At 39.6% G+C, this 23,551-nt stretch carries 21 protein-coding genes; 12 read left to right on the top strand and 9 right to left on the bottom strand.

Annotation, left to right across the window (positions count from 1 at the left end; all coding sequences use genetic code 11):
- The first annotated feature begins 97 nt into the window (after nt 1-97).
- Nucleotides 98-1,165: an agmatinase family protein gene (locus tag EGN73_RS09960; RefSeq protein ID WP_219288955.1), complete on the top strand. Its 1,068-nt coding sequence runs from the start codon at nt 98-100 to the stop codon at nt 1,163-1,165.
- Between the two features lie 234 nt (nt 1,166-1,399).
- On the opposite strand, the gene EGN73_RS09955 is transcribed toward EGN73_RS09960, so the two are convergent.
- The 3 genes from EGN73_RS09955 to EGN73_RS09945 form a co-directional block, all read right to left on the bottom strand.
- Nucleotides 1,400-2,893, bottom strand: coding sequence for a M56 family metallopeptidase (locus tag EGN73_RS09955; RefSeq protein ID WP_219288952.1), 1,494 nt, complete (start codon nt 2,891-2,893; stop codon nt 1,400-1,402).
- 3 nt (nt 2,894-2,896) lie between these two features.
- Nucleotides 2,897-3,262 (bottom strand): BlaI/MecI/CopY family transcriptional regulator, encoded by a 366-nt coding sequence (locus EGN73_RS09950; RefSeq protein WP_219288950.1) that lies wholly within the window; start codon nt 3,260-3,262, stop codon nt 2,897-2,899.
- Nucleotides 3,263-3,453: 191 nt separating this feature from the next.
- The gene (locus EGN73_RS09945; RefSeq protein WP_219288947.1) at nt 3,454-4,203 is read right to left on the bottom strand and encodes an acyl-CoA desaturase; all 750 of its coding nucleotides are present in this window, start codon (nt 4,201-4,203) and stop codon (nt 3,454-3,456) included.
- Between the two features lie 249 nt (nt 4,204-4,452).
- Between EGN73_RS09945 and EGN73_RS09940 the strand changes: the two genes are divergently transcribed.
- Complete coding sequence (locus EGN73_RS09940) at nt 4,453-4,824, top strand: phage holin family protein (protein WP_219288944.1); 372 nt, start codon at nt 4,453-4,455, stop codon at nt 4,822-4,824.
- Here the strand turns inward: EGN73_RS09940 and EGN73_RS09935 are convergent.
- On the bottom strand, nt 4,821-5,258 hold the full coding sequence (locus EGN73_RS09935; protein WP_219288940.1) for an AlbA family DNA-binding domain-containing protein: 438 nt from the start codon (nt 5,256-5,258) through the stop codon (nt 4,821-4,823). The genes EGN73_RS09940 and EGN73_RS09935 overlap by 4 nt on opposite strands.
- A gap of 125 nt (nt 5,259-5,383) precedes the next feature.
- Here EGN73_RS09935 and EGN73_RS09930 point away from each other — a divergent pair, with 125 nt between their 5' ends.
- The 6 genes from EGN73_RS09930 to EGN73_RS09905 all read left to right on the top strand — a co-directional run bounded on the left by EGN73_RS09930 (nt 5,384) and on the right by EGN73_RS09905 (nt 10,648).
- The gene (locus tag EGN73_RS09930) at nt 5,384-5,953 is read left to right on the top strand and encodes a hypothetical protein (protein WP_219288938.1); all 570 of its coding nucleotides are present in this window, start codon (nt 5,384-5,386) and stop codon (nt 5,951-5,953) included.
- Between the two features lie 67 nt (nt 5,954-6,020).
- Complete coding sequence (locus EGN73_RS09925; protein WP_219288936.1) at nt 6,021-6,923, top strand: histone deacetylase family protein; 903 nt, start codon at nt 6,021-6,023, stop codon at nt 6,921-6,923.
- Nucleotides 6,924-6,934: 11 nt separating this feature from the next.
- Nucleotides 6,935-7,186, top strand: a complete 252-nt coding sequence (locus tag EGN73_RS09920; RefSeq protein ID WP_246611535.1) for a hypothetical protein — start codon at nt 6,935-6,937, stop codon at nt 7,184-7,186.
- An 89-nt stretch (nt 7,187-7,275) separates the two neighbouring features.
- Nucleotides 7,276-7,878, top strand: coding sequence for an OmpH/Skp family outer membrane protein (locus EGN73_RS09915; protein WP_219288934.1), 603 nt, complete (start codon nt 7,276-7,278; stop codon nt 7,876-7,878).
- Between the two features lie 109 nt (nt 7,879-7,987).
- On the top strand, nt 7,988-8,959 hold the full coding sequence (locus tag EGN73_RS09910) for a deoxyhypusine synthase family protein (protein ID WP_219288932.1): 972 nt from the start codon (nt 7,988-7,990) through the stop codon (nt 8,957-8,959).
- Between the two features lie 3 nt (nt 8,960-8,962).
- Nucleotides 8,963-10,648 (top strand): OmpA family protein, encoded by a 1,686-nt coding sequence (locus EGN73_RS09905; RefSeq protein WP_219288930.1) that lies wholly within the window; start codon nt 8,963-8,965, stop codon nt 10,646-10,648.
- Between the two features lie 17 nt (nt 10,649-10,665).
- Here the strand turns inward: EGN73_RS09905 and EGN73_RS09900 are convergent, their stop codons facing one another.
- The 3 genes from EGN73_RS09900 to EGN73_RS09890 are packed head-to-tail and all read right to left on the bottom strand — an operon-like array spanning nt 10,666 to nt 14,328.
- Entirely contained in the window at nt 10,666-11,580 is a 915-nt protein-coding gene (locus tag EGN73_RS09900) for a carbohydrate kinase family protein (RefSeq protein WP_219288928.1), read from the bottom strand.
- A 1-nt stretch (nt 11,581) separates the two neighbouring features.
- Nucleotides 11,582-12,754, bottom strand: coding sequence for a glucosidase family protein (locus EGN73_RS09895; RefSeq protein ID WP_219288924.1), 1,173 nt, complete (start codon nt 12,752-12,754; stop codon nt 11,582-11,584).
- Nucleotides 12,739-14,328, bottom strand: a complete 1,590-nt coding sequence (locus tag EGN73_RS09890; protein WP_219288921.1) for a sodium:solute symporter — start codon at nt 14,326-14,328, stop codon at nt 12,739-12,741. Before EGN73_RS09890 ends, EGN73_RS09895 begins: the two co-directional genes overlap by 16 nt.
- Before the next feature lie 383 nt (nt 14,329-14,711).
- Between EGN73_RS09890 and EGN73_RS09885 the strand changes: the two genes are divergently transcribed.
- Nucleotides 14,712-15,737: a LacI family DNA-binding transcriptional regulator gene (locus EGN73_RS09885; RefSeq protein WP_219288918.1), complete on the top strand. Its 1,026-nt coding sequence runs from the start codon at nt 14,712-14,714 to the stop codon at nt 15,735-15,737.
- A 425-nt stretch (nt 15,738-16,162) separates the two neighbouring features.
- On the top strand, nt 16,163-18,175 hold the full coding sequence (locus tag EGN73_RS09880) for an alpha amylase C-terminal domain-containing protein (RefSeq protein ID WP_219288915.1): 2,013 nt from the start codon (nt 16,163-16,165) through the stop codon (nt 18,173-18,175).
- Nucleotides 18,176-18,403: 228 nt separating this feature from the next.
- Here the strand turns inward: EGN73_RS09880 and EGN73_RS09875 are convergent, their stop codons facing one another.
- Nucleotides 18,404-19,285: an alpha/beta fold hydrolase gene (locus EGN73_RS09875; protein WP_219288912.1), complete on the bottom strand. Its 882-nt coding sequence runs from the start codon at nt 19,283-19,285 to the stop codon at nt 18,404-18,406.
- Between the two features lie 342 nt (nt 19,286-19,627).
- Here EGN73_RS09875 and EGN73_RS09870 point away from each other — a divergent pair, with 342 nt between their 5' ends.
- A complete protein-coding gene (locus EGN73_RS09870; protein WP_219288909.1) occupies nt 19,628-20,686 on the top strand; it encodes a sensor histidine kinase in 1,059 nt (352 codons plus the stop codon).
- A 1-nt stretch (nt 20,687) separates the two neighbouring features.
- Nucleotides 20,688-21,398, top strand: a complete 711-nt coding sequence (locus EGN73_RS09865; RefSeq protein ID WP_219288907.1) for a LytR/AlgR family response regulator transcription factor — start codon at nt 20,688-20,690, stop codon at nt 21,396-21,398.
- 33 nt (nt 21,399-21,431) lie between these two features.
- Here EGN73_RS09865 and EGN73_RS09860 read toward each other — a convergent pair whose 3' ends face one another.
- Entirely contained in the window at nt 21,432-23,549 is a 2,118-nt protein-coding gene (locus EGN73_RS09860; RefSeq protein ID WP_219288904.1) for an alpha-glucuronidase family glycosyl hydrolase, read from the bottom strand.
- Between the last annotated feature and the right edge of the window lie 2 nt (nt 23,550-23,551).

Here is a 23,551-nt window from a genome sequence, read left to right as displayed (position 1 = left end):
TTCTTGCTGTATTGGTTATAATATCTGAATGACCTAAAATTGTTATGCTTTTTTTAGCTTAAAAATTATTTACTAAACCCGAAAATTACTTTATAAAATGTCATTGAAACATAATTTGATCGAACAGTTTGACCCCAATGGTGTGAGTGCACACCATTCTCTTTTTGGATTGCCTTTTGACGAAGAGACAGCCGACTTGATTATTATACCGGTACCTTGGGAAGTGACTGTTTCCTATTCTTCTGGTACAGCTGGGGGGCCTGAAGCAATTCTTAATGCTTCCGGCCAAGTAGACCTTTTTGAATCTGATATACATGATGCCTGGAAAATGGGCATTTACATGCTACCAATTCCTGTAGAACTTGCAGATAAAAGTTCCAGTTTCAGGATCTTGGCCCGCAATTATATCCATTGGTTGGAATCAGGTTCGCCTGTTGAAGGATTAGAGCGTTTTGCTGCTGTTCCTGAAATCATCAACAATGCCAGTAAAGAAATGAATGAATGGGTCTATCAACAGGCAAAAAAATACAGAGACCAAGGAAAAATGGTAGCGCTGTTGGGAGGAGATCACAGTACCCCACTGGGACTTATCAAAGCCTTAGCAGAGGAACACAATAGCTTTGGCATTTTGCAGATAGATGCACATGCAGACCTCAGAAAAGCTTATGAGAATTTTGAGTATTCTCATGCCTCAATTTCCTACAATGCTCTCAAGCTACCACAGATCAGCAAGCTCGTTCAGGTAGGGATCAGGGATTATTGTCAGGCGGAAGCTATGATGGCCAAAGAAAACAACAGGATTACTACCTTTTATGATGCTGCCGTCAAAGAAGAGCTTTATGAAGGAAAGGCTTGGAAAGTAATCTGCGACAATATTGTGGACACACTTCCTTCAGATGTGTATGTGACCATCGATATTGATGGGTTTGATCCAAAATTATGCCCTCATACAGGAACTCCCGTAGCAGGTGGTTTCGAAATGGAGCAGGTGATGTATCTTATTAAACAGGTTGTAAAATCAGGAAGAAAAATTATTGGGTTTGATTTAGTAGAAGTGGCACCCGGTCCTGATGGTGACGAGTGGGATGGAAATGTAGGTGCACGGGTATTGTACCGAATGTGTAATTTGTTTGGGGCTTCTCAAGGAAAGCTCAATTTGAAATAAGCTTTCAGGAGAAGTTATCCAGTATTGAATCAATTCAATTTTATTGAAGCGTTCCGAAATATTGCATATTTAATGTAATCAATTTTATAAATTGATATTTGATAGATTCTAGATTGATGATAGGATATTTGTCCAGATGATTTCAAAAGTTAACCTGGTCAGATTTCTGGATTTACATTTTCTGATTTAAATCAACAAAAAAGTCACCTTGAACTGAGTTCAAGGTGACTTTTTTTATTCATCTTTTATGCGCAATTCTGGTTTTTCGATCCTAGGAGCTGGAGGTACTCGTTTGTCGTAATTTTCACTTCCCTGATATGCTGTGACGGTGACCAAATGGTCCAACTCGAGGGCCTGTGTATTTGGAGAAGGTTTTCCGTCCAACCTGAACACTATTCCCAAACTTACGGAGTATGAAAGCTTGTCACCGTCTACTTTCCATTTATTCTGATTTGCTTTTAAGACCCTTTCCGCTTCTTCTTTGAAAAAGCCATAGCTGGCTCTTGTGAACTGATGATCGGTAATTTTACCATTTTGGTCAAGTTGTAGTTCCACTATGACCAAGCCGGTCTTGTTTTCCTGTCTCGCTTCCAATGGATACTTTAAATTCTTTAACAAAAAGGTGGAAAAGTCTTTTCCAGGTTCTGCTGAAGTTTCGGCATCCATGTTCGGAAGGTCTGTCAAATCCGTATCTTGAACAATACCATCTGCTTGGAGGGTAATATAATCCAGATCGAGATTAAGAATCTCGGAGGAAGAAGACAGCATCTCCAACTTGTTATCTTTTTCAGAATCCGTATGAACCTTCACAGTTTTCATGGATATCAAAGCCATCAACATTATTGATAAAGGAAGAATCAAAATAAGTTTGGCCCAATTGGTTTTGTTAGGACTTTTGATCATCAGGATTCTTTTTAATGTGGTGGATTGGACAAAGTAATTGCCAATGGGAAGGCCAATATCTTTAAATGCGATTTTAACAATAAGTCTGGAATAAGATTCTCTGCTGGAAGACTGTCTGATAACCCTATCGTCGGCAAGGTATTCGTGTACATCCACAAGAGCGGCTTTCATCAGGTGGATGGCAGGATTAAACCAAAATATGATGGACAGGACTTGATAATACAATACATCATAAGAATGGCCTTGTCTGATGTGCTCTATTTCATGTTTGAGGATATGTTCTTTTTCCTGAGGGAGTAATTCCTGTGTATCGTCCCAGAACAATTTGTCGAAAAAAGAAAAGAAAGGTGTGAGCCCAAATGTAGGGATAAAGAATAGCTTGTTTTTCAGATCATAGCGGGCATTGTACCAGCCTCTTTCAACAATCATTCTCAGTTGGATGAAATTCCAGAAAAACCTGAGAGAGAGTAAAAATATTATGGCAAAATAAGCCAGAATAAGATAATCTTTGATTTCCCAAAGAAAGGGAAGTTTGGTGCTTTGGACTGTGACCTCAGGGAGTCCAAATGTAGCGGCAATTTCTTCGGACGTTTCCTGTGCAGAAAACGCCCGAAAGAATTGCGTTTGTTCTAGAGAAATATCCGGTTTTTCAAAACTTACCGGTATGTTGATCAGGGGAAAGCTTAAGGCCAAGAGTGGAGTTACCAAAATGTAAATCCTAGCAAGGTTAAAAGCTTTTTCATTTCTCAGGAAAAAGAAATAAATCCCATAGAAAAACAACAGGCAGAATGTGCTTTGCCAGATATAGTCTAGTAAAACAGCCATAGGCTATTTTTTTACGTCTTCTTTGACTTCATTCAGGATCTTCTCTACTTCTTTGATATCAAGGTTTTTGTCCTTCGCAAAGAAAGAAGCCAGTTTAGTGAAGGAACCGCTGAAATAACCGGAAAGTAGATTTTTGATAGAGAAACTTCTGTATTCGTCTTTGGAGACAATAGGGAAGTACTCATGTGATTTGCCATATGCCTTGTGGCTGACAAATCCCTTGCGCTCTAATATCCTCACAATGGTGGATACGGTGTTGTAAGCCGGCTTTGGCTCAGACATTTTTTCTAGGATATCTTTGACGAAACCTTTCTCGATATCCCACAAGATCTGCATGATCTGCTCTTCTGCTCTTGTTAGTTCTCTCATATGGTGTTTAAGTTTTTAAATGTTCTCGAACTTATGTATTTAGTTTTATAAAAACAAGTAAAGTATTAAAAGTTTCTAACCAGAACGCAAAAATTAATAACATGTAGCTTAAAAAGTATTGGTTCCATAAGATTTCGGACAAAAAAAAGCCCGGTATTTCCGGGCTTTGAAAACTTTTAAAGACTTGATTTTTAAGCTGTACGCAACTTGATAATTCCCGTGGCATGAAGCATTTTAACGATAGGGTATGTAGGGTCAAATTCATACCATTTAACGGCAAAATTTGGCCTGTTTGGAAGTTTATGGTGATTGTTTTGGAAAAGTTCTCCTAGCATCAACACATCCAATAGAAGACTGTTTTTGGATTTATCGTTGTTGTCAAAGTTGGCATATCCGTATTTGTGACCACTCCAATTGACAATAGCACCATGTACAGGGCCCATCATAAAGTGTATTGGAAGTAGGAAATACATCCACCAATGTGTACCTGCAAGCTCAAAAACTGATATACTCAATACATAAACGGCAACATAAAAAACACCCCATCCCACTCTTGCGACCATAGAATCTGCAAAGAGATCAAACTTGTTCCAATCCGGTACGTCTTTACTGAACCTTTCTTCAGGCTTGAGCTTGAAGGAGAAGTAGTCGTTGTAAATATTTTTGGTTTTCCACATCATGGTGAAGAGATTTTCTGTATGATGGGGACTATGTGGGTCTTTTGGAGTGTCAGAGTAGGCGTGGTGCATCCTGTGCAATACGGCATAGGCCCTTGGAGATAAATAAGAACTTCCCTGACAGATCCAAGTGAAAACATAAAAGAACCTTTCCCAGAATTTTGTCATCGAAAACATTTGGTGGGCTGCATATCTATGCAAGAAGAAACTTTGGCAAAACAAGGAGAAATACCAATGCAGCAAGAAGAAGATAATGAGAATCACTTAATTTTAATTTTTTTGATTATTCACAAAGATAAATCCATAATTTGGAAATCCTGAAAACAAATAGGTTTTTGATATCAAATTATGACCAATATCAGTATAGTTGATATAAATGGAAGTCATTTTTGCCACAGGTAGTTCCTTTTTAATTGAAAATAACATTTTTGTAGAAAGAGCTGACTAAGAGTTCCGAAGTGTTTCTTATATTGTCTTTACTATTCTGTTTCATCATTTGAATATTAAAATTTTATGAGCAATTCCAAAGACGCAGTCAATATTCTCATCCAATTGGTATTGGGTGGGATTGCAGTTTTGATCACTCAGTATCTATTGCCGGGTGTGGTAGTAGAATCCTTTGTTACGGCGATAGTTGTGGCCGCCCTTATTGCAATTCTCAACATTACCATAAAGCCACTCCTTATTTTACTTACCATCCCCATAACAGTTTTCACCCTAGGTCTTTTTCTATTGGTGATCAATGCCCTCATGATTTTATTGGCGGCAGAGATTGTTCCGGGTTTTGCAGTGAATGGCTTTTGGTGGGCACTTCTTTTCGGACTTATTCTCGGATTGATCAATTCACTTTTGGGAGTATCTTTGGGAGGAAATACTAAGGTTTAGTCTAAAATTTTGGGAAGGGATCTGTCCATTACTCTTATGTAATATACAGGTTGACCTTCCTTGTTTTTCACAAAGTGCCTTTGATCTGATTTATGGATGATAGCCTCTAGGATAATTTTTTCTATTGGCTCTTCGTCCTTTCCTTTAAACTCTTCATGAATGTAAAGCCCGTATTCCACTTGAATTGCTGGATGGCAAAATTCTTTGGCAGCCTTATCAATGATATACATTTCTTCATGTTCATCTATCCCAGTAATCTTTTTTTGATCCGATACGCCCACTAGCAATTTTCCCCCTGATGTATTGGCAAAGGCAGCCAGAGTTTTTGCAATTTTTTCAGCACTGTTTATACTTTGCTTAAAATCAAGACTTTCACCTTCACCGCGGAGAAGCAGTGAGCTGATGTAAGGTTCATCTTTTTTTGGGGATATCATTTTTTTTTTTGCTAGATACTTGTAAATTAATTACCTGTAAGCTTACATAATAATTGTTGAACAAACAGTTTTTAATTTAAACGATTGTGTTGTATGTTGTCTTTTGAAAACCGTAAATTTTTCTTATGAACTATAAAAATGAAGGATTTGAACCAGAAAAAATTGAATCTTTGAAGAAAGAACTGGCTTCAACTCAAAAAGCTTATAAAATTGTCCCGAGTGACGAAAATTCTGACGAGTATGTCAATTTCTATTTTATTGGCATGTACGAAGGAAAGGAAGTCATTTATGATGCTGCTTTGTACACGTTAAGGCTTCATCATGCTTCAGAGTTATATGAACTGGCTGAACATGAAGCGGCTAAAAAATTCCCTAATTTCAAAAGTATTCATTATGAAGAGGATGAAAATGGTAACCTGAAGCCTCTCAGTAGTGAAGAAGAGGAGATAGGCTGGTTCATGACAGAGATCATCATGGAAATGGAAGAAGAGGAAAGTGTGAAAGTTCAGGAGTTTGTGGACCTGGATACCAACCACGACTTTGGAATTGGACTGGATGCAGCACTCAATGTAGAAGTGATCAATGAAAAAGTAATTTCCAAGTTTGTCAGAGAATTCAATGACGATACTTTAAAATTGGATGATACCTTATATACCTTTCAATCAGAAGAAGAGGAAGAAGATGTAGATGAATAGTTCTTTATTTACAAAATGCAACAAAACACAAAAACACTTGTTAATAAAACAAGTGTTTTTTTTGTAGATGTTAAAAATCGCCTGGTCCCCCAAATATTGTCATCCTCTGCCTGAAGGCCACAGGTTTCCTATGGAGAAGTACAACCTTCTTCCAGAACAACTGCTGTATGAAGGTACAGTAACTGAAGATAATTTTTTCAGCCCTGTGTCTCTTGATGAAAAGTGGATACTAAATACACATGACGATGGTTATTATCTTAAATTAAGACAGCTTCAGCTCAGCAAATCTGAAATCAGGAAAACAGGTTTTCCCTTGAGTCATGCTTTGGTAGAAAGAGAAGTTCACATCATGCACGGTTCTGTTCAGGCCGCCATATTTGCACTTGAATATGGCATAGCGATGAATATTGCGGGTGGAACCCACCATGCTTTTTCGGACCGAGGAGAGGGTTTTTGTTTGCTCAATGATATAGCCATCACCGCCAACTACCTTTTGGCAAATAATCTGGCTAAAAAAATCTTAGTGGTGGATCTTGATGTACATCAGGGCAATGGTACAGCTGAAATATTCAGCAAAGATGACAGGGTGTTCACCTTTAGTATGCACGGGGCAGCCAATTACCCTATGCACAAAGAGCAAAGTGACCTGGATATAGGTTTGCCTGACAAAATCGGAGATGAAGAGTACCTGAAGATACTCAGGAATAATATCGACCCGCTTTTGGAATTAGTAGCCCCTGACTTCATCATATATCAGAGTGGTGTAGATGTGCTAGCCTCTGATAAACTTGGCAGGTTGGGACTCAGTCTACAGGGATGTAAAGAAAGGGACAGGGTGGTGCTGGAACTTGCCCGACATAATGAAATTCCTATGATGTGCTGTATGGGAGGAGGGTATTCAGAACGCATCAGTTATATTATTGAAGCACATGCCAATACATACAGGCTTGCGCAGGAAATATATTTTTAAACAAAGATAAAATGATGGAAAACAGGAACCTGAAAGTGAAATGGCTTGCCTATGCAGTTGTTGGTTTTTTGGTAATGGGTCTGGGTCTGAGTTTTTTAGGTGATGCTATAGTGTTGAAAATGACCTCAAATGAGTTATGGGAGTGGTTTGCTTATGGGAGCGTTGCTTTAGTTACATTTTTTGCAGGACTTTCTATATTTGGTCAGGCGGTGGTTTTCAAGACCTTAATTGACAGAAAGAAACAGAAGAGAAGGCGCTCTTAACTGTTTTTAACATTTGGCCTTAGGGAGTGAATTTGAAGATAGAATACTTTGTTTATATTTGCGCCAAGTTGAAATTTAAGACAAACATTGTGAAAAAATTAGTTAAAGTTTTAGGCGTTTTTGGCATTGCAGCCTTTGCCTTATCTTCTTGTAATCCTTCCGGAACTTCTGTTGATTCCAATTCTTCATCTTCTGACGAGTCATTGGAATTAAGTATTACAGACTTAAAAATTGCTTATGTAATGACTGATTCAGTTATTGCTAAATATGATTTTTTCAAAGAAAAGTCAGAGGAAATTACAGAAAAGGGCAGAAAATTTGAAAGCGAGTTAGGAAGTAGGGCCAGAGGTTTTGAGCAAGAAGTAGCCAACTTTGAGCAGACAGCCAATTCGATGACGCCTAACCAAGCTAGAGCCAAGCAGGAAGATCTGATGAAAAAAGAAAGAAACCTGATGACTTACAGGGACAACCTGATGCAGGAGCTTTCAGCAGACGAATCCAGGTTATATGGTGAAGTCTATGACAAGATATCTGATTATCTGAAAGAATATGCTGCTGAAAATGATCTTGAGATGATACTTTCTTACACCAGAGGTGGTGCCGTATGGTATAGCAAAAAATCCCTTGATATCACTGACGATGTCATAGCTGGTATCAATAAAAAACATGCTGAAAAGAAAAGCGACAAATAATTACGTCATAAAGCCTTGATAACTATAGACTAAAGCCCTGTATTAGCGGGGCTTTTTTCATGTAAGATAATTTTGGTACTTTTGAAGGATCAATAATAAATTCAAATCCATGAAAATCACTGAATTTTTAAAGCATAATTACAGACATTTTAATGCTGCTGCATTAATAGATGCAGCAGAAGGATACAAAGCTCACCTGGACAACAACGGTAAAATGATGATTACCCTGGCGGGAGCTATGTCCACTGCAGAATTGGGTATTTCATTAGCAGAAATGATCCGACAAGATAAAGTGCAGATCATTACCTGTACAGGAGCCAATCTGGAAGAAGATGTATTCAATCTTGTAGCCCATGATTACTACGAAAGAATCCCTAACTACAGAGATCTTTCTCCAGAACAGGAGCAAGACCTTTTGGACAGGCATATGAACCGTGTCACTGATACTTGTATCCCTGAAATGGAAGCCATGAGAAGGATCGAAGATGTGATTCTTGCCGAATGGACCAAAGCTGACCAAGCAGGAGAAGCTTTTTTCCCTCATGAGTTTTTCTATAAAATTCTCCTTTCCGGCAAACTAGATGATTCTTTCCAAATAGACCCCAAAAATTCATGGCTTCTAGAGGCAGCTAAGAAAAATCTTCCGATAATCGTACCTGGTTGGGAAGATTCTACGTTGGGTAACATGTATGCAGGACATGTGATTTCGGGTGACATCAAAAATGTCCACACTGTGAGAAGTGGGATTGAATACATGATGTTTCTAGCGGAATGGTACACTACCAATGCCACGGAGGACAGTACAGTTGGATTCTTCCAAATTGGCGGTGGAATTGCAGGTGATTTCCCTATCTGTGTAGTGCCTATGCTTCATCAGGATCTTCAGCGGGATAATGTTCCGCTTTGGGGTTATTTCTGTCAGATTTCCGATTCCACGACATCTTATGGGTCTTATTCCGGTGCTGTTCCCAATGAAAAGATCACCTGGGGGAAGCTGGGGTTGGATACGCCAAAATATATCATTGAATCAGACGCTACCATTGTTGCACCTTTGGTATTTGCAATAGTATTGGATCAATAAAAAATGATTGAATTAAAATCAAGTAAAGTATTGAAAGCAAGTGGGGTATTCCTGCTTGCTTTTTGTTTTTACTCAAGCCTATATGCTCAAATGGTGAGCCCTGTCCAGGGCATAAATTCTCCTTATGATGAGCATCATCCAGTAATTTCCCCGGAAGGAGATCTTTATTTTTCAGTGGGATTCCATCCAGACAATAAAGGTGGTGCCACTGACTATGGGGATATATGGAAAAGCACAAGAGATAAAAATGGAAATTGGAGCAAACCACAGCGGATACCCGGTCTTTCCACTACAGGAAATGATGTAGTGGTTGGTTTTCCCGACGCACTTAGTGTCTTGGTCTATCATGAGGGAAATGAGAGAGGACAGGGAGTTCACCAATATTCCAAATTCGGCAGGGATTGGAACTACCTCAGGAAGCTGGATATTTCCAATTTCAGGAATACCTCCAAACATTTTAGCGGAAGACTCAGTGAGGATGGGGGAGTGATTGTAATGTCTATTAATTCATTTGGGTCATTTGGCAATGAAGACCTTTATGTAAGCTTCAAAGAAGCAGAAAACGTTTGGACAAGCCCCTTAAATTTAGGGGAGACCATTAATTCTTACCGGCAAGAGCAGACGCCTTTTATTTCTTCAGATCAAAGAATCCTTTATTTTTCCACTAATTCCGAAGAAAAAGGAAGGGGAAAGGATATTTTTTTCTCCGAGAGATTGGATGATTCTTGGACCTCTTGGACAGCTCCAAAAGCTATCAAATACGCCAATACCTCTGGAACTGAAATGGGTTATACATTACTTTCAAAAGATGATGGTATAGCCATTTTTACCAGCACGCAAAATTCGGAAGGCTTCGGTGATCTGATGATGGTACAGTTTGATGCTGTTGTTCCGGCATTTGAACTGGCAGAAAATAACGTAGAGGATTTGGTTTCGGAAGAAGAGATACCATTATCTGAACTGAGCCAGGTGGATGAAGTATTGTCAGAATCCATTGACCAGCAGGAAGATCTGCTCCAGGTAATTGAGTCGGATTCTGTGCAAGCAGATGACCAGATAGATATCATAATAGAAGATGAAAAAACACCTGTAATAAACCAATCCGAAGAAATAAAAGTATTGAGTTCCAGGGATAAAAGTCAATTAGAATATAGGATATATCTTTCCAACAATAGAGGAGAAAAGCTGGAATTCGAAAATCAATCCAAATTGAATGAAGCCATGGACATGGGGCAATTTGAGGCTGTTTTTATCACAGCTTCCGGACATTTACCCAGAGACCTGAGCCTTGATCAATGGAGAAATCTTCCTGAAGGTGAAGTTTTGCTGCAACCAGCTGTAGCAGGGACAGCAATTGTCCTGGAAAACATTCAGTTCAATAGAGGCACCTCAGATTTTGCAGATGCCAAATCCATTCAGGTTTTGGACCAGCTTGTTACTTTCTTAAAAGAAAATGAAACCTTGAAAATTAGATTGGAAGGGCATACAGATAATGCTGGAGATCCTGTTTTGAACAAAGATCTATCTCTGAAAAGAGCTTCAAAAATTAGGGGTTACCTGACTTTGAACGGAATTCAATTCGAGAGAATAAGGATTTCAGGTTGGGGTGGTACCAGGCCTGTAGCGGATAACAATACGGAAGAAGGGAGAGATCTCAATAGAAGGGTTGAATTGTTGATAGAAGGCTGATCATTCAGCCTTCTATTTCAAAGAAAAACCTTTTCTGGAAGTGTTCCATCAATTGATAGTTTTATGGCTGCCATTTTGGAAGCAGACTCCAGACAGCTTTTCCAGCCTTTGTTGTCCAGCCAGGCACTCAGGAATCCTGCCCAAAATGCATCTCCGGCACCTGTAGCATCCCCAATTACTTTCACATCAGCTGCGGGAACCCTGAATTTTTGCCCTTCACTTGTCCACAGTAGGCTTCCCTGACTTCCCAGTGTAAGACAGACAATTTTGGCTCCCCATTTCAGAAATTTTTCACAAACTTCTTCGGATTCTATTTTCTTTTTAAAAATTCTTTCACAATCGTCCTTACTTACTTTTACAAAAGGAGATAAATTACAATAAGTCTGAATGACATGCATGGCTTCTATATGATCTGGCCAAATAGCAGGTGCATAATTGAGGTCAATGCTCAGTTGTACTCCCAGTTCCACAGCTCTTCCGGCCCCATCCAGAATGGCCCTTTGGGCAGGATGTCTGCTAAGTGCAAAGCAAGTGGTATGGTAAAGCTTGGATTTTCTGAGTACTTCATCATCAATATCTTTGGAGAATATATAGTGATCTGCTTCTCTGTAGGCAATAAAGTCCGGGGTGCCGTGAGTTCGGGACAACAGCACGATTGACGTGGGAAATTCTTCCCTTTCTTTGATCCCACTCGTATCCAATCCTAGGTTTTCCAGCTCTTGGATCAGGTACCTTCCCATACCGTCTTTTCCTACTGAGGCGATGATATGTACATTTTTTCCCAGTCTCCTCATATTGGCGCCTAAATTGGCCGGGCTACCTCCCTGAAACCTCCTGAAAGAGTGGGTCCTGAATATTTCATCCCGGATTTCATGACCAATAAGGTCTACCAATAATTCTCCCACCACAACGATGTCTCTTTCTTTAAGCATGTCAATCCATTAAATAAAATCCTTTTTGTATTGTATTACTTAATAATACCTGCCCCGCTGCACTCCAGGTACATTGTGGCACCCCGCAGGGTTGGTAAGTTTTCCCATTGAAGCATTCATTGAATTCCCATTTGTTAAGTTTATTCAATTCAGCTATGTTATTACAGATGAATTCAGCTTCAGCTTTCCCTTTGTACAGGTATGTGGCCAATCCCCAGAAACCATTGACCATAGGCCATATTCCCCCATTATGGAATTCAAATGGTCGATTTCTGAATTCATACCTGTAATTGTTTTTCAACAAGTGAAAATCAGGATCCTCTTCCAGAATAGTAGGATAGAAGGAAGGAACAAATACTCCGATCTTTTGATATGCCCAATTGATACATGCTTCAGGCTCAGGATGTATCCTGAAAATCATAGCCAAGGCGTTTCCCAGAAAATCAGCATACAACTGGTATCCTGCCGGATGAAATGAAGCCATGAGGCAAGAGCTAAAGCCTTTTTCCTCAATGGCCCTTTTTTTTGCTGAAGGGTGTATCCCAGTATTTACCCAATCTGGATGTAAATAATAGTTTTGGTAAATGGCTATTTTGATGGCTTCTGATTTATCGACCCAATCTTGCCTGTTCATCTGTTGCCCACAGAGTTTTAAGGCAGCATACCTCAATACCTGATCATAAAACACATAACCGTGGAGGACATACTCATCTGCCCAATCACCTGCCAAAGGCACATAAACCAATTCTCTGTTGTTGTATTCCCAAGCCTGATAAAGTTGAAAGGCCTGTTCTATCTCCTGCTCAAACCGCTCTAAAAGGTCTTTTTCTTCGGTGTACTTGGCATACAGGCAAAGTCCGATCAGCCACCAGCTACCGGTATCTGCCCTTCCGGCCAATCCACCATAGCTTACTGATTGTCCATTTACAGAAACGTTTGAAGGAATATGCCCTTGGGGACTTGCATGATTTCCCAGCGTGATAAGGGTCTGCCGAAAAGTATAAATCAAACTTTCCTCACGACTGGCCAATGCAGCTATACCTGTGATAACACCGTCTCTGGCCCAGATCCTTTGGTAATTGTCTTTTTGCAATGGAGAAGCCAAAAAGCCCATTTTGTGGGAGGCTTTTCTGATCAGACTCAGGGCTTTTTCTTGGTTTATCTGAATATCCATACAATTAAGAAGGTCAAAATAAGGAGGAAAATGGACAGAATTCTAAAATTTTTGTACCATGGCAAAGCTCTCAAAGAAGCGGTTTCGTCGGTGTAAATGGTGTTTTTCCATGTGTACTCATCGATTTTTTCTTTTGAAGGCTCAGAGCCAGCCAGGCTAACACATACATAAATAAACGAACATACCAAAAACAATAGAGGAGCGGTATGTAGGAAGTGCCATTGTGATATTCCTGCTTCCGGCAGAGTTACATTGATTACAATCAAAAGAGCTGCCAGGACAAAGCCGGAAATCAAACTGTAAAATGCCCCATTTGCATTGCCTCTTTTCCAGAACATTCCCCAAATAAATACCACTACTACAGGAGGCGCAATAAGTCCCACTACCATTTGGAGGTATTTGAAAAGAGAATCAAATTTTTCTATCTGTGGAGTCCATGCAGCTGCCAATAGGACAAGAATTACAGTGGCAAATTGCCCAACCCTTACCAGTTGCTTGCTACTTAGGCCAGGCCTTAGGTTTTTGACAAAATCCATGGTAATCAATGTACTGGCTGAATTGAGTGTGGCACTGATACTTGAAGACATGGCTGCCAGAAGTCCGGCCATTAGCAGTCCAATAAGCCCTACAGGTAGCAGATTGAAGACCAATTGAGGGAATACGGTGTCTGGATTATCCAGGTCAGGGAAAATCACCCGTGCCATGGTCCCCGGTAACACCATGAAGAAAAGTACCGGTAACTTAAGTAGTCCTGCAAACAATGCGCCCCATTTTCCATGATTGAGGTCCTTGGCTGAAAGTACCCGCTGCACCATAAATTGATTATTTGCCCAGAAATAAAAGCCCAAAAGAGGAACTCCAAAAATCAAACCGGTCCAAGGTACAGAGGGATCGTCTACAGGACGAATCAGACTTACCATATCAGGAGGAGTTACTGCCATTACATTCTCCCAGCCTCCGACTTTTTGGAAGGTGACATAGGTCAAAATCAATGAGCCCGTAAATAGTAAAACTGCTTGAATGACTTCAGTATGTACTACGGAAGACAAGCCACCTGGAATGGTGTATGCCGCTGCAGCTGCCGCCAAAATCAGGATGATAAGTGTCATGCTGATTTCCGGAAAAACCAATTTCAGGATCAAGCTACCAGCGTATAAACCAGCTGCAGTCTCTATAAGTACATTGCCGATCAGCGTAATAAAAGAAAAATAATACCGGCTTCTTCTGTCATACCTTCTTTCCAAAAATTCCGGCATGGTATATACTCCTGATCTCAGATAAAAAGGAAGAAAAAAGATACTGAAAAACACCAAAATCACCGCAGCCATCCACTCATAGTTGTATACCGAAATTCCGGTACTGTAGGCATCCCCAGCCAATCCTATTAAAGTAGTACTGGAAATGTTGGCCGCGAAAAGGGATATACCCACCACCGGCCATGTCATGCTTCTCCCCGCAAGGAAATAATCTTCTGAGTTTTCCCTTTTAGCATGATACAGGCCATAAAAAATCATTCCTATCAGGTAAATGATAATAATGACCAAATCCAGGTAACCGATCAGTTCCAGGTTCATAAATTTGCGTTTTGGGTAAATTGTATGCCGGGCTTTACTGAATATGATGGGGTATCAATCCTTAAAGCCTATTGAATTAAATTATTTATCCCGCTTCTTCCAACTGTGAAAAAATTTCAAACGTTTGCACAATCCATTGCAGAATGATTATTTATATGTGTTCTAAATAGTGAAGGATCTTTTTTTGATCAGAACACTGTGATTAATTAGGCTGGAAGTAATCTGAAATTTGACAGACTGACTTTACTGATTTTCCAATATCAACTGTAAATTTTCATTTTCACAATTACAAATTTACCCTTGGAAGACAGTTATTATTACTGCACCGGAAATTGGAAAAGCGCCTTTAATCATTTAATATTAGCATAATATATTCGCCCTAAATGACCGAAAGAAAAAAACTCACCCTGAAGGATATTGCCAAAGAATTGGGCATTTCCATTTCTACCGCCTCCAGAGCACTCAAGGAGCATCCGGACATTGCTGATGATACCATCAAGATGGTCAAGGACTTTGCAGAGAAACACCATTATGTTCCCAATATACTGGCGGTTAATTTTAGGAAAAACCGTACCTACAATATAGGTCTTATTGTTCCAGAACTGGTTCATCATTTTTTTTCTACTGTCATTAGCGGTGCCATTGATGGGGCTAAGAAACTGGGTTATAATGTACTAGTAAGTCAGTCCAATGACCTTCTTGCAGATGAGACGACAGCATGCAGGACCATGTTGGCCAGCAGTGTAGACGGATTACTGATCTCCATATCCAATGAAACTTTGGAAGCAGACCACCTTAAGGAGTTTTTGGAAGAAGGAAAGCCTGTTGTCCAATTTGATAAAATCACCGATCACCTCAATACCCCAAAAGTAATTGTAGACGACTTTGAAGGTGCTTATCAGGCGGTTAAGCATCTTATAGATCAGGGTTATAAAAAGATTGCTCATATAAGGGGAAGGCGTGAAGTCAAAAATGCCAATGAAAGGGCTTTGGGCTATCAAAAAGCCTTGGAAGATCATCAAATGGAACAATCCTCTGATTGGATAAAGGATTGCGTTCATATCAACGAGCAAGAAGGGTATGATTTCTGTGAAGAATTGTTGAAAAGCCAAAATCCACCTGATGCGATTTTTTGTATTACTGACCTAGTGGCATTAGGTGTTTTGAAATACCTGAAAGAAAAGCAAATTGCCGTGCCACAGGAAGTAGGGGTTGTAGGATTTTCCAATTGGAAATTGGCTGAAATTGTTAACCCAGGGTTAAGCTCAGTGGATCAACATGGATACGAAATGGGGGAGAGGTCTATTGTGAAGTTAATTCAGCTTATAAAAGATCATAATATTGAAAATGAGGAGGTTATAGAGATAAAAACAAAGCTTATTATAAGAGGATCAAGCTTAAAGTCTTAATAAAGTAAGTAACAATTCGGTAAAATTTAGATAAAGATTTTATAATCTTTTCTATTTAATCAGAGGGGAGTTTTTATCTTTGCATCAGATTAAAGTTAACCATGGAAACACTCTTTTCTTTATTACTTCTCACGACTGTTTATGGCCTTGTTTTTCTTTCCATATTCCCGGAGAAATACTTAAGAAAACTCTCGCATTTTAATCATCACAAGAATGTGCCTGAGTACCTAAAATTTTCCCTTTCTACTCCCATCTTTTTCTCATTTTTATTGGGATATACTTTAGCATCGGCGATGTTATATTTTATTGTTGCCTAACAGGTACTTTTCAATTCCTATCCAAAAATTTAAGTTTTTATCCCATGTAGAGCTCTGGCCTAATCATTAATTCTTTCTATATTTAGGATGAATCAAAGATTATTTTTTGTGGAAAAGAACAGAAAACTCGCCTTAGTCCAGGAAGAAGAATGGTTAAGTGATTTTGCTGAAGACATTTATGATAGGCATCAGCGCTTCTTGGCTACTTTAAAGCATATTGAGTTTGAGTACGGAAGTCTCCTTGAATTTGCCCGTGGACATGAATACTACGGGATAAATTTTGATAGCTTTAGAAATGGATGGGTTTACCGGGAATGGGCACCTGAGGCGTATAATTTATTTTTGATGGGTGATTTTAATGGCTGGGACAGGTACAGCCATCCATTGAAAAAGAACCACAGGGGCGATTGGGAAATTTTTCTTCCACTGGAAGATTATAAGGACAACTTCAGGCACAACTCCAAAATAAAGGTACATGTAGAAGCCAAAAAAGGAGCCCTGGATAGGATTCCAGCCTATATCCGTAGAGTCGTACAAGATGAAAATACCCATGATTTTGCCGGACAGCTTTGGTTTCCTGAGAAACCGTTTGTATGGTCCGATCATCAGTTTGATCCTGCTGCAAACATGGAGCAGCCACTTATTTATGAGTGTCATATTGGTATGGCATTAGAAAAGGAGGGAGTAGGTACCTATTTGGAGTTTGCAGATGAAATCCTGCCAAGAATTAAAGAGGGTGGATACAATACCATACAGCTGATGGCCATTATGGAACATCCTTACTATGGGTCATTTGGGTATCATGTTTCCAACTTCTTTGCCCCAACATCTAGGTTTGGTACTCCAGAGGAGTTGAAATACCTTGTGAATAAAGCGCATACACTTGGGATATCGGTAATCATGGACCTCGTTCATAGTCATGCTGTCAAAAACATCAATGAAGGCTTAAACGAGTTTGATGGTTCGGAGCATCAGTATTTTCATCCTGGTGGTAGAGGCTATCATGAAGGTTGGGATTCCAAGCTTTTTGATTATGGCAAAAAAGAAGTCAAGTATTTTCTTCTTTCCAATATCAGATATTGGTTAGAAGAATTTCATTTTGATGGCTTTAGATGGGATGGGGTCACCTCCATTATATACCTTCACCATGGTCATGTGTCCTTTGACGATCCTGCCAAATATTTCTCAGAAGGTGTGGATTGGGATGCTGTCATTTACCTTCAATTGGCCAATAAGCTTATCCATGATTTTTCACAGAATGCCCTTTCCATTGCAGAAGAAGTCAGTGGTATGCCTGGACTCTGCCGAAAGCACAGTGAGGGTGGGATTGGTTTTGATTTCCGGTTGGGGATGGGAATACCGGACTTTTGGATCAAAACACTCAAACACAAACCTGATGAACATTGGGACATGTTTGAGATGTGGCATGAACTGACCAACAGGCCTAAAAAGGAAAAGACAATTGCCTATGCTGAATCCCATGATCAAGCTTTGGTAGGGGATAAATCCATTGCATTTTGGCTGATGGATAAAGAAATGTATAGCAGCATGTCCAAGCTTCAATCTTCCCTTGTGGTGGACAGAGGTGTGGCATTACACAAAATGATCCGATTGATCACCATTTCTCTTGGAGGTGAGGGGTATCTCAACTTTATCGGCAATGAATTTGGGCATCCTGAATGGGTAGATTTCCCAAGAGAAGGTAACGATTGGAGTTATCAATATGCCAGGAGACAATGGTCATTGGTGGATACAGATCATTTACGTTATCATGACCTCAACGAATGGGACAAAGCAATGATTGGCTTGGTAAATGAAAACAAAGTTTGTGCTGCTCCTCATGCCCGGCAGTTATACTTGGATGCGGAAAAAAAGATTCTTGTATTCGAAAGGGCAGGTTTGGTGTTTGTGTTCAGTTTCAATATATCAGAATCATTTTTTGGATATGAAATTACGGTTCCTGATGCAGGAAATTACCAGATTGTACTAAGTTCAGATAATAAAGCTTTTGGTGGATTTGATAGAGTGGAGGATAGCCTGGATTATCCCACAGATGCGGAGAATAAATTGAAAATATACCTTCCCAATAGAACAGCCTTGGTTTTGAAAAAGCCTTTATAAAACCACCTAAAACAGAAATGGGTCCCGTAAAGAGACCCATCTATGTGATACAATGACAATCATCAACTAAACTAAACTATAAATAAGAGAAAAGCCTCACTCTCCTTGTGAGCAGTAAGGCAAACCTCCTGCCATTGCATGCTAACTAAATTTCCTAACGATAAAGAAATATTTAGGTTCTGTTATTTTACAAAAAATCATGATTTTACTGATCAGCGGTTTTTTCGCCTATTTGGTGGCAATAAATGCATCCAGATTATCATAAAACCATTCGGGCTCGTCGTAGAACACAAAATGATAAGCCTCGTCAGCTAAAAGAAAAGTTACATTTTCAATATTTGCCAGCTGGGATTTATATCCAGCAGCAACGGATTCTTTGGTAGCACCATAATTCTTGTAGGCTGCCCATGCTCCAAATACCAAAACAGGTATTTTAATTTCAGATACTTTTTCCCGGATATCTGTCAGAAACATTTCCCCGTAGGCTTGTCCAATCACTTCAGGGTTGGAATCTATTCCCATTTGCACTACTTTTTCTCTTTTTGATTCAGTAGCGATCATCGTAGATACGATCATTTCCTGCGTTGCCCTAGCACTGTTTTCATCACTGTTAGCAAACTGGGCTTTCATTCCATCTACCATGGGCTGGGCGGTTTCAGGTGTGATGCCTGGCATTTGCAAGACAGGAAAATAAGGTACTCCGTCCACAGAGACTATTTTTCCAAATAGATCCGGCTCTTCTGCCGCAGCCCAAAGACCTAAAAAGCCCCCCATGCTGTGTCCTATAAGAATGGGCTTGGACAAGGTATTGTCCTTCACGTATTGGACTACTTCATTTTTGATTTGAGCGAGAAAATGCTCAGAGCTTGCAATTTCCTTATTACCAAACCCTTTGATACTTACCAGGTGCAATTCATATTGATCTTGATACCTTTCCACAAACTCGTCCCAAACTCCCGTGCTGGAAGACATTCCATGAATTAATATCATCGGCTGGCCTTTACCTATCACTTCTGTAGAAATTAGCTGATTGGCGAATATTTTGTTACTAGGAATTAAAAAGGATAAAATCAGTAACAATCTGACCATAATTAATTTTGAAGTTTTCATAAGTTTTTACGTTTTGTGATACCCAAAATTGAAACAGTCACTTCTATTTGAAAAATATCTTTGACCATTGAACCGCTGCATCTGACCAAAGGGGATTTAATGAGGAATAAGACTCAGGGTTATGTGGCGAAATAATTTTATTAGGAAGATTAGAGGAATTTTACATTTGATCAAGGGTCCAAGACTTTTGGTCAAGAAAACTAGAGGGTTGGCGCTTTTTATTTTTACATTCATGTTCAAAAAATATTCAAATGATGATTTGGTGGACATTATTTCTGGTAGCAATTGTTTTTTTCACCTTGTATATGGCGGGTGCTTTCAAAGATTCAAAAAAATAGAGGGATGACAATCAGTACTGCAAGCCATTTGAAAACAACCGGTGTATTAAGAAAACTTCTAGACATGAAGTTGCACCATCTCCTTTTCTGGTCTTTTTATTTTGTTTTTTGGGTTTGGATATACCGGCCCATGTACAGCCAGCTTTCGGATTTGCTATGGGTTACAGGTTTCTATACAGTTGCCAATGCCTCCATATATTATATTTCGTATTACATTCTCATTCCCAAGATATTCAAGCCCAAAGGAATTTTTCTATTTATTTTATCTTTTTTGATGCTAGGTGTTTTGTTGGCTTTGCTCATGTATTTTGGAATACAGTGGATATTGATAACAGATCTCAAAGAGCTTTTTCAAGCAAGTTTTGTCCAGATTCTTATGATATATTTTTCCAGTAATATCTTTACAGGAGCTATTTTATTGGGCTTTAAAGGTTTTGTTGATAACCGTAAAATGCAAAGGATCAACGAGCTAAAGGAAAAAGAAAGGGTCGCTTCAGAATTGGAATTCCTCAAATCCCAGGTCAATCCGCATTTTTTGTTTAATGCCATTAATTCGGTTTATGTTTTGATCCGGATGGATCCCGACAAAGCTTCTGATACTTTGATCAAGTTGAGCAACCTTTTGCGCTCACAGCTTTATGAATTTTCAGTAGACAAGATTGACATTCAAAAAGAACTCGAATATTTGGAAAATTACATAGATCTGGAAAAGATCCGAAAGGGAGAAAGGATGGACATTGATTATCAACTGGAAGGGGATTTAGAAGGGTTTAAAATCGCTCCATTGGTTTTGATTCCATTTCTGGAAAACTGTTTCAAGCACCTTTCCTCCCACATCGACCGAAAAAATATAGTTAAGCTCCATTTGACAAAAAGAGATAATCAGCTTATGGCTTATTTTTTCAATACCAAAGATGAAAGCGGGGTAGTAGGAAGACCAGGAGGATTGGGGCTGAAAAATATCAAGAGAAGGCTGGAACTTCTTTACCCTAAGAATTACAACCTTACAGTTAAAGAAGAAAAGGATACATTTGAAGTATGGCTAACCGTGAACATTGACTAAGATGAAGATCAAGACCATTATAGTAGAAGATGAACCTTTAGCACGGGAAGGTTTGAAAAATTATGTCAGGGAAATCTCGCAGCTTGAGCTATTGATTACTTGCGAAAATGCATTGGAAGCCAATAAGACGCTGCTGGAAAATGAAGTTCACTTGATGTTTTTGGATATTCAAATGCCAAAAATCACTGGGCTGGATTTTTTAAAATCCCTTCACAAACCTCCCATGGTAATTATTACTACTGCCTATCCTAATTATGCATTACAAGGATTTGAACTGGATGTGGTAGATTATCTTGTCAAACCTTATTCTTTTGAGAGGTTTCTAAAAGCGGTCAATAAAGCTTCAGACGTATACAAATTGAAATTTAGAGACCAAAAGCCACCTGAACCCATATCACCTAAAGACCATATATTCGTAAAGGTGGATGCCATGCTCAGACGCATCAATCTCGAAGACATTGTCTATATCGAAGGAATGGAAAACTACCTGGCCATACATACTGAAAAAGACCGCTTTATCACGTTAATGACCATGAAAAGCCTTGAAGAATCATTGCCTTCCACATTTTTGAGGGTCCACAAGACTTATATTATCTCCAAGGATAAAGTGCAGGGAATCATAGGAAATGAGTTGGATATGGGCAAAATGAAAGTTCCTTTTTCCAGAAGTAGAAGAAGTGAAATCATTGAACTGCTGACCGGTGGTCAATAAAAAACGGAAGGCATTTTTGGCCTTCCGTCTTAATTATATTCCTGGAACAAACTTATGATTGATATTCATGTAATACTCAAGGTCATGTTCTGGACTTTCCACACCTTCAGGAAGTGGTCTGTTTGAAAATTGTCCAAAATAGAGTAATACTGCATCTCTCCACCATTGGGCTTCTTCGGCCTGGATTTTCAAAAAAGACAAAACGTGCTCATACCTGTACCTGTCAACATGGTTTTCCAGTTTTTTCCAGGTTTTGACGTTTTGCCGGGCTTCATCTACACCTTTTTGATAATGTAAAGCCATTTCATCCCAAAGGATATTTCCGGATTTCATTTGATGATCCCAAGGAAGGTGGTGGAACCACAAAAGGAATTTTTCAGGGACGGTTTCAAGATTACCCCATTTTTCCTGCAATTCCGGCGCATATTGTTCCAAGGCATTACTTCTTGCCCTTGTGCGGTCGAAGCCCATACCTTTTTCACTGGCATTGTGGTAATAAGTAGAGGTCCAATCGGCCCTTTCTCCTCCGGTCACCCATGGTCCGGGACCATAATGATGACTTCTTGCCATGATATGGTGGATTCCCAAAGGCGTCATGTAATTGACTACCATTTCATGGGATCTGAGCATCATTTCTTTGACAGGATTTACAAAATCAGGATCTGAAGTGAAAGTCAGTTTAATCCAGTCAAGCGCAATTCTTTCAGATCTTTCATAAGGATTCCACGCCAACTTACCATAGGCATACCAATTGGCCTGATGAAAATGATGCCCTGTCCAGTTTCTGTCCGTACCGATATTGGCTACGCCGGCCATTGCAGTCATGGAATAGTCATGCAGACTCCCATCAATTACTTTGGCCACTTCTGAGCCTTCTCCGTTCACGTAAGTATCTTCCTTGAGCACCTCTTCATACATAGGAGCCAAAAATGCCAAATGGGTATCATGGCCCAAATATTCTTGGGTGATCTGAAATTCCATCATGAGGGGTGTTTCTGGCATGGCACCGAACAAAGGGTGAAAAGGTTCCCTTGGCTGAAAATCAATTGCACCGTTTTTGACCTGCACTATAACATTGTCTCTGAATTTGCCATCGATAGGTACAAACTCGTTATAGGCTTGTTTGTGTCTGTCATCAGGTGTATGCTCGCTATACACAAATGCTCTCCACATCACTATTCCTCCAAATGGCTTTACTGCGTCAGCCAATACATTGGCACCTTCAGCTTGGGTTCTCCCATAATTGTGTGGTCCTGGTTGTCCTTCAGAATCTGCTTTTACCAAAAAACCGCCAAAATCGGGAATGTAATCATAAATTTCCTTTGCCTTGTCCTTCCACCATTGCTGCACTTCTGGATCAAGTGGGTCTGCTGTTTTCAGCCCACCGATTTCCATTGGTGAAGAAAAGCGTGCAGTAAGATACACTTTGATACCGTAAGGACGGAATGCATTTGCGAGTGCTTGCGCTTTTTCCAGATAGTAGGGAGTAAGCACGAGCGCATTGGCATTGACATTGGTTATGGCTGTTCCATTGATGCCTACGGAGGCATTGGCCCTGGCATAGTCCAGATACTGTTGGTCAATGTGACGGGGCAGTCTATGCCAGTTCCAGATACTAAAACCTGAATAACCTCTTTCCACGGTTCTGTTTAGATTATCCCAATGGTTGAGTACTCGTTTTTGTATTTTAGGTATTTCTACAATGCCATGTTCACTAATAGGTTCCAAAAGCTGTATTTGCTGGAGTAGTCTGAATGTTCCATATAGCAGTCCAAACTGGGTATTGGCAGTTACAATGACTTGCCCGTTGGCATTGAAAATATGATAGCCTTCCTCTCCAAGGTCTTCAGTAGAACGGCTTGCTAAATTTGCCGGAAGCTCACTTTTTAAAGCAATCCAAAGCTTTGAACCTGATTCAGTAAAGCTTGTTTTTTTGTTGAAAAAGCCTTCTGAAGCCAGTTCCAGTTCGTTCTTGATAATGGATATAGTTTCCCCTGAGCCATTTACTTTGGCATCGGTAAAGACATCTGTCATCCAATCTTCAGCATTTTCAATAGGGTAATATTGCAGCCAAAGCTTATATCCATCATTGGCCTGCAATGTCAATGGCAACAAAGCCAAAGCCAAAAGGAGATTTATTAATCTGTACATTA

Origin of the sequence: Arthrospiribacter ruber, from assembly GCF_019343195.1 — a bacterium.
Taxonomy (GTDB): domain Bacteria; phylum Bacteroidota; class Bacteroidia; order Cytophagales; family Cyclobacteriaceae; genus Arthrospiribacter; species Arthrospiribacter ruber.
Note: the sequence above shows the minus strand (reverse complement) of the source record. Positions and strands in the feature narration are given on the sequence as shown.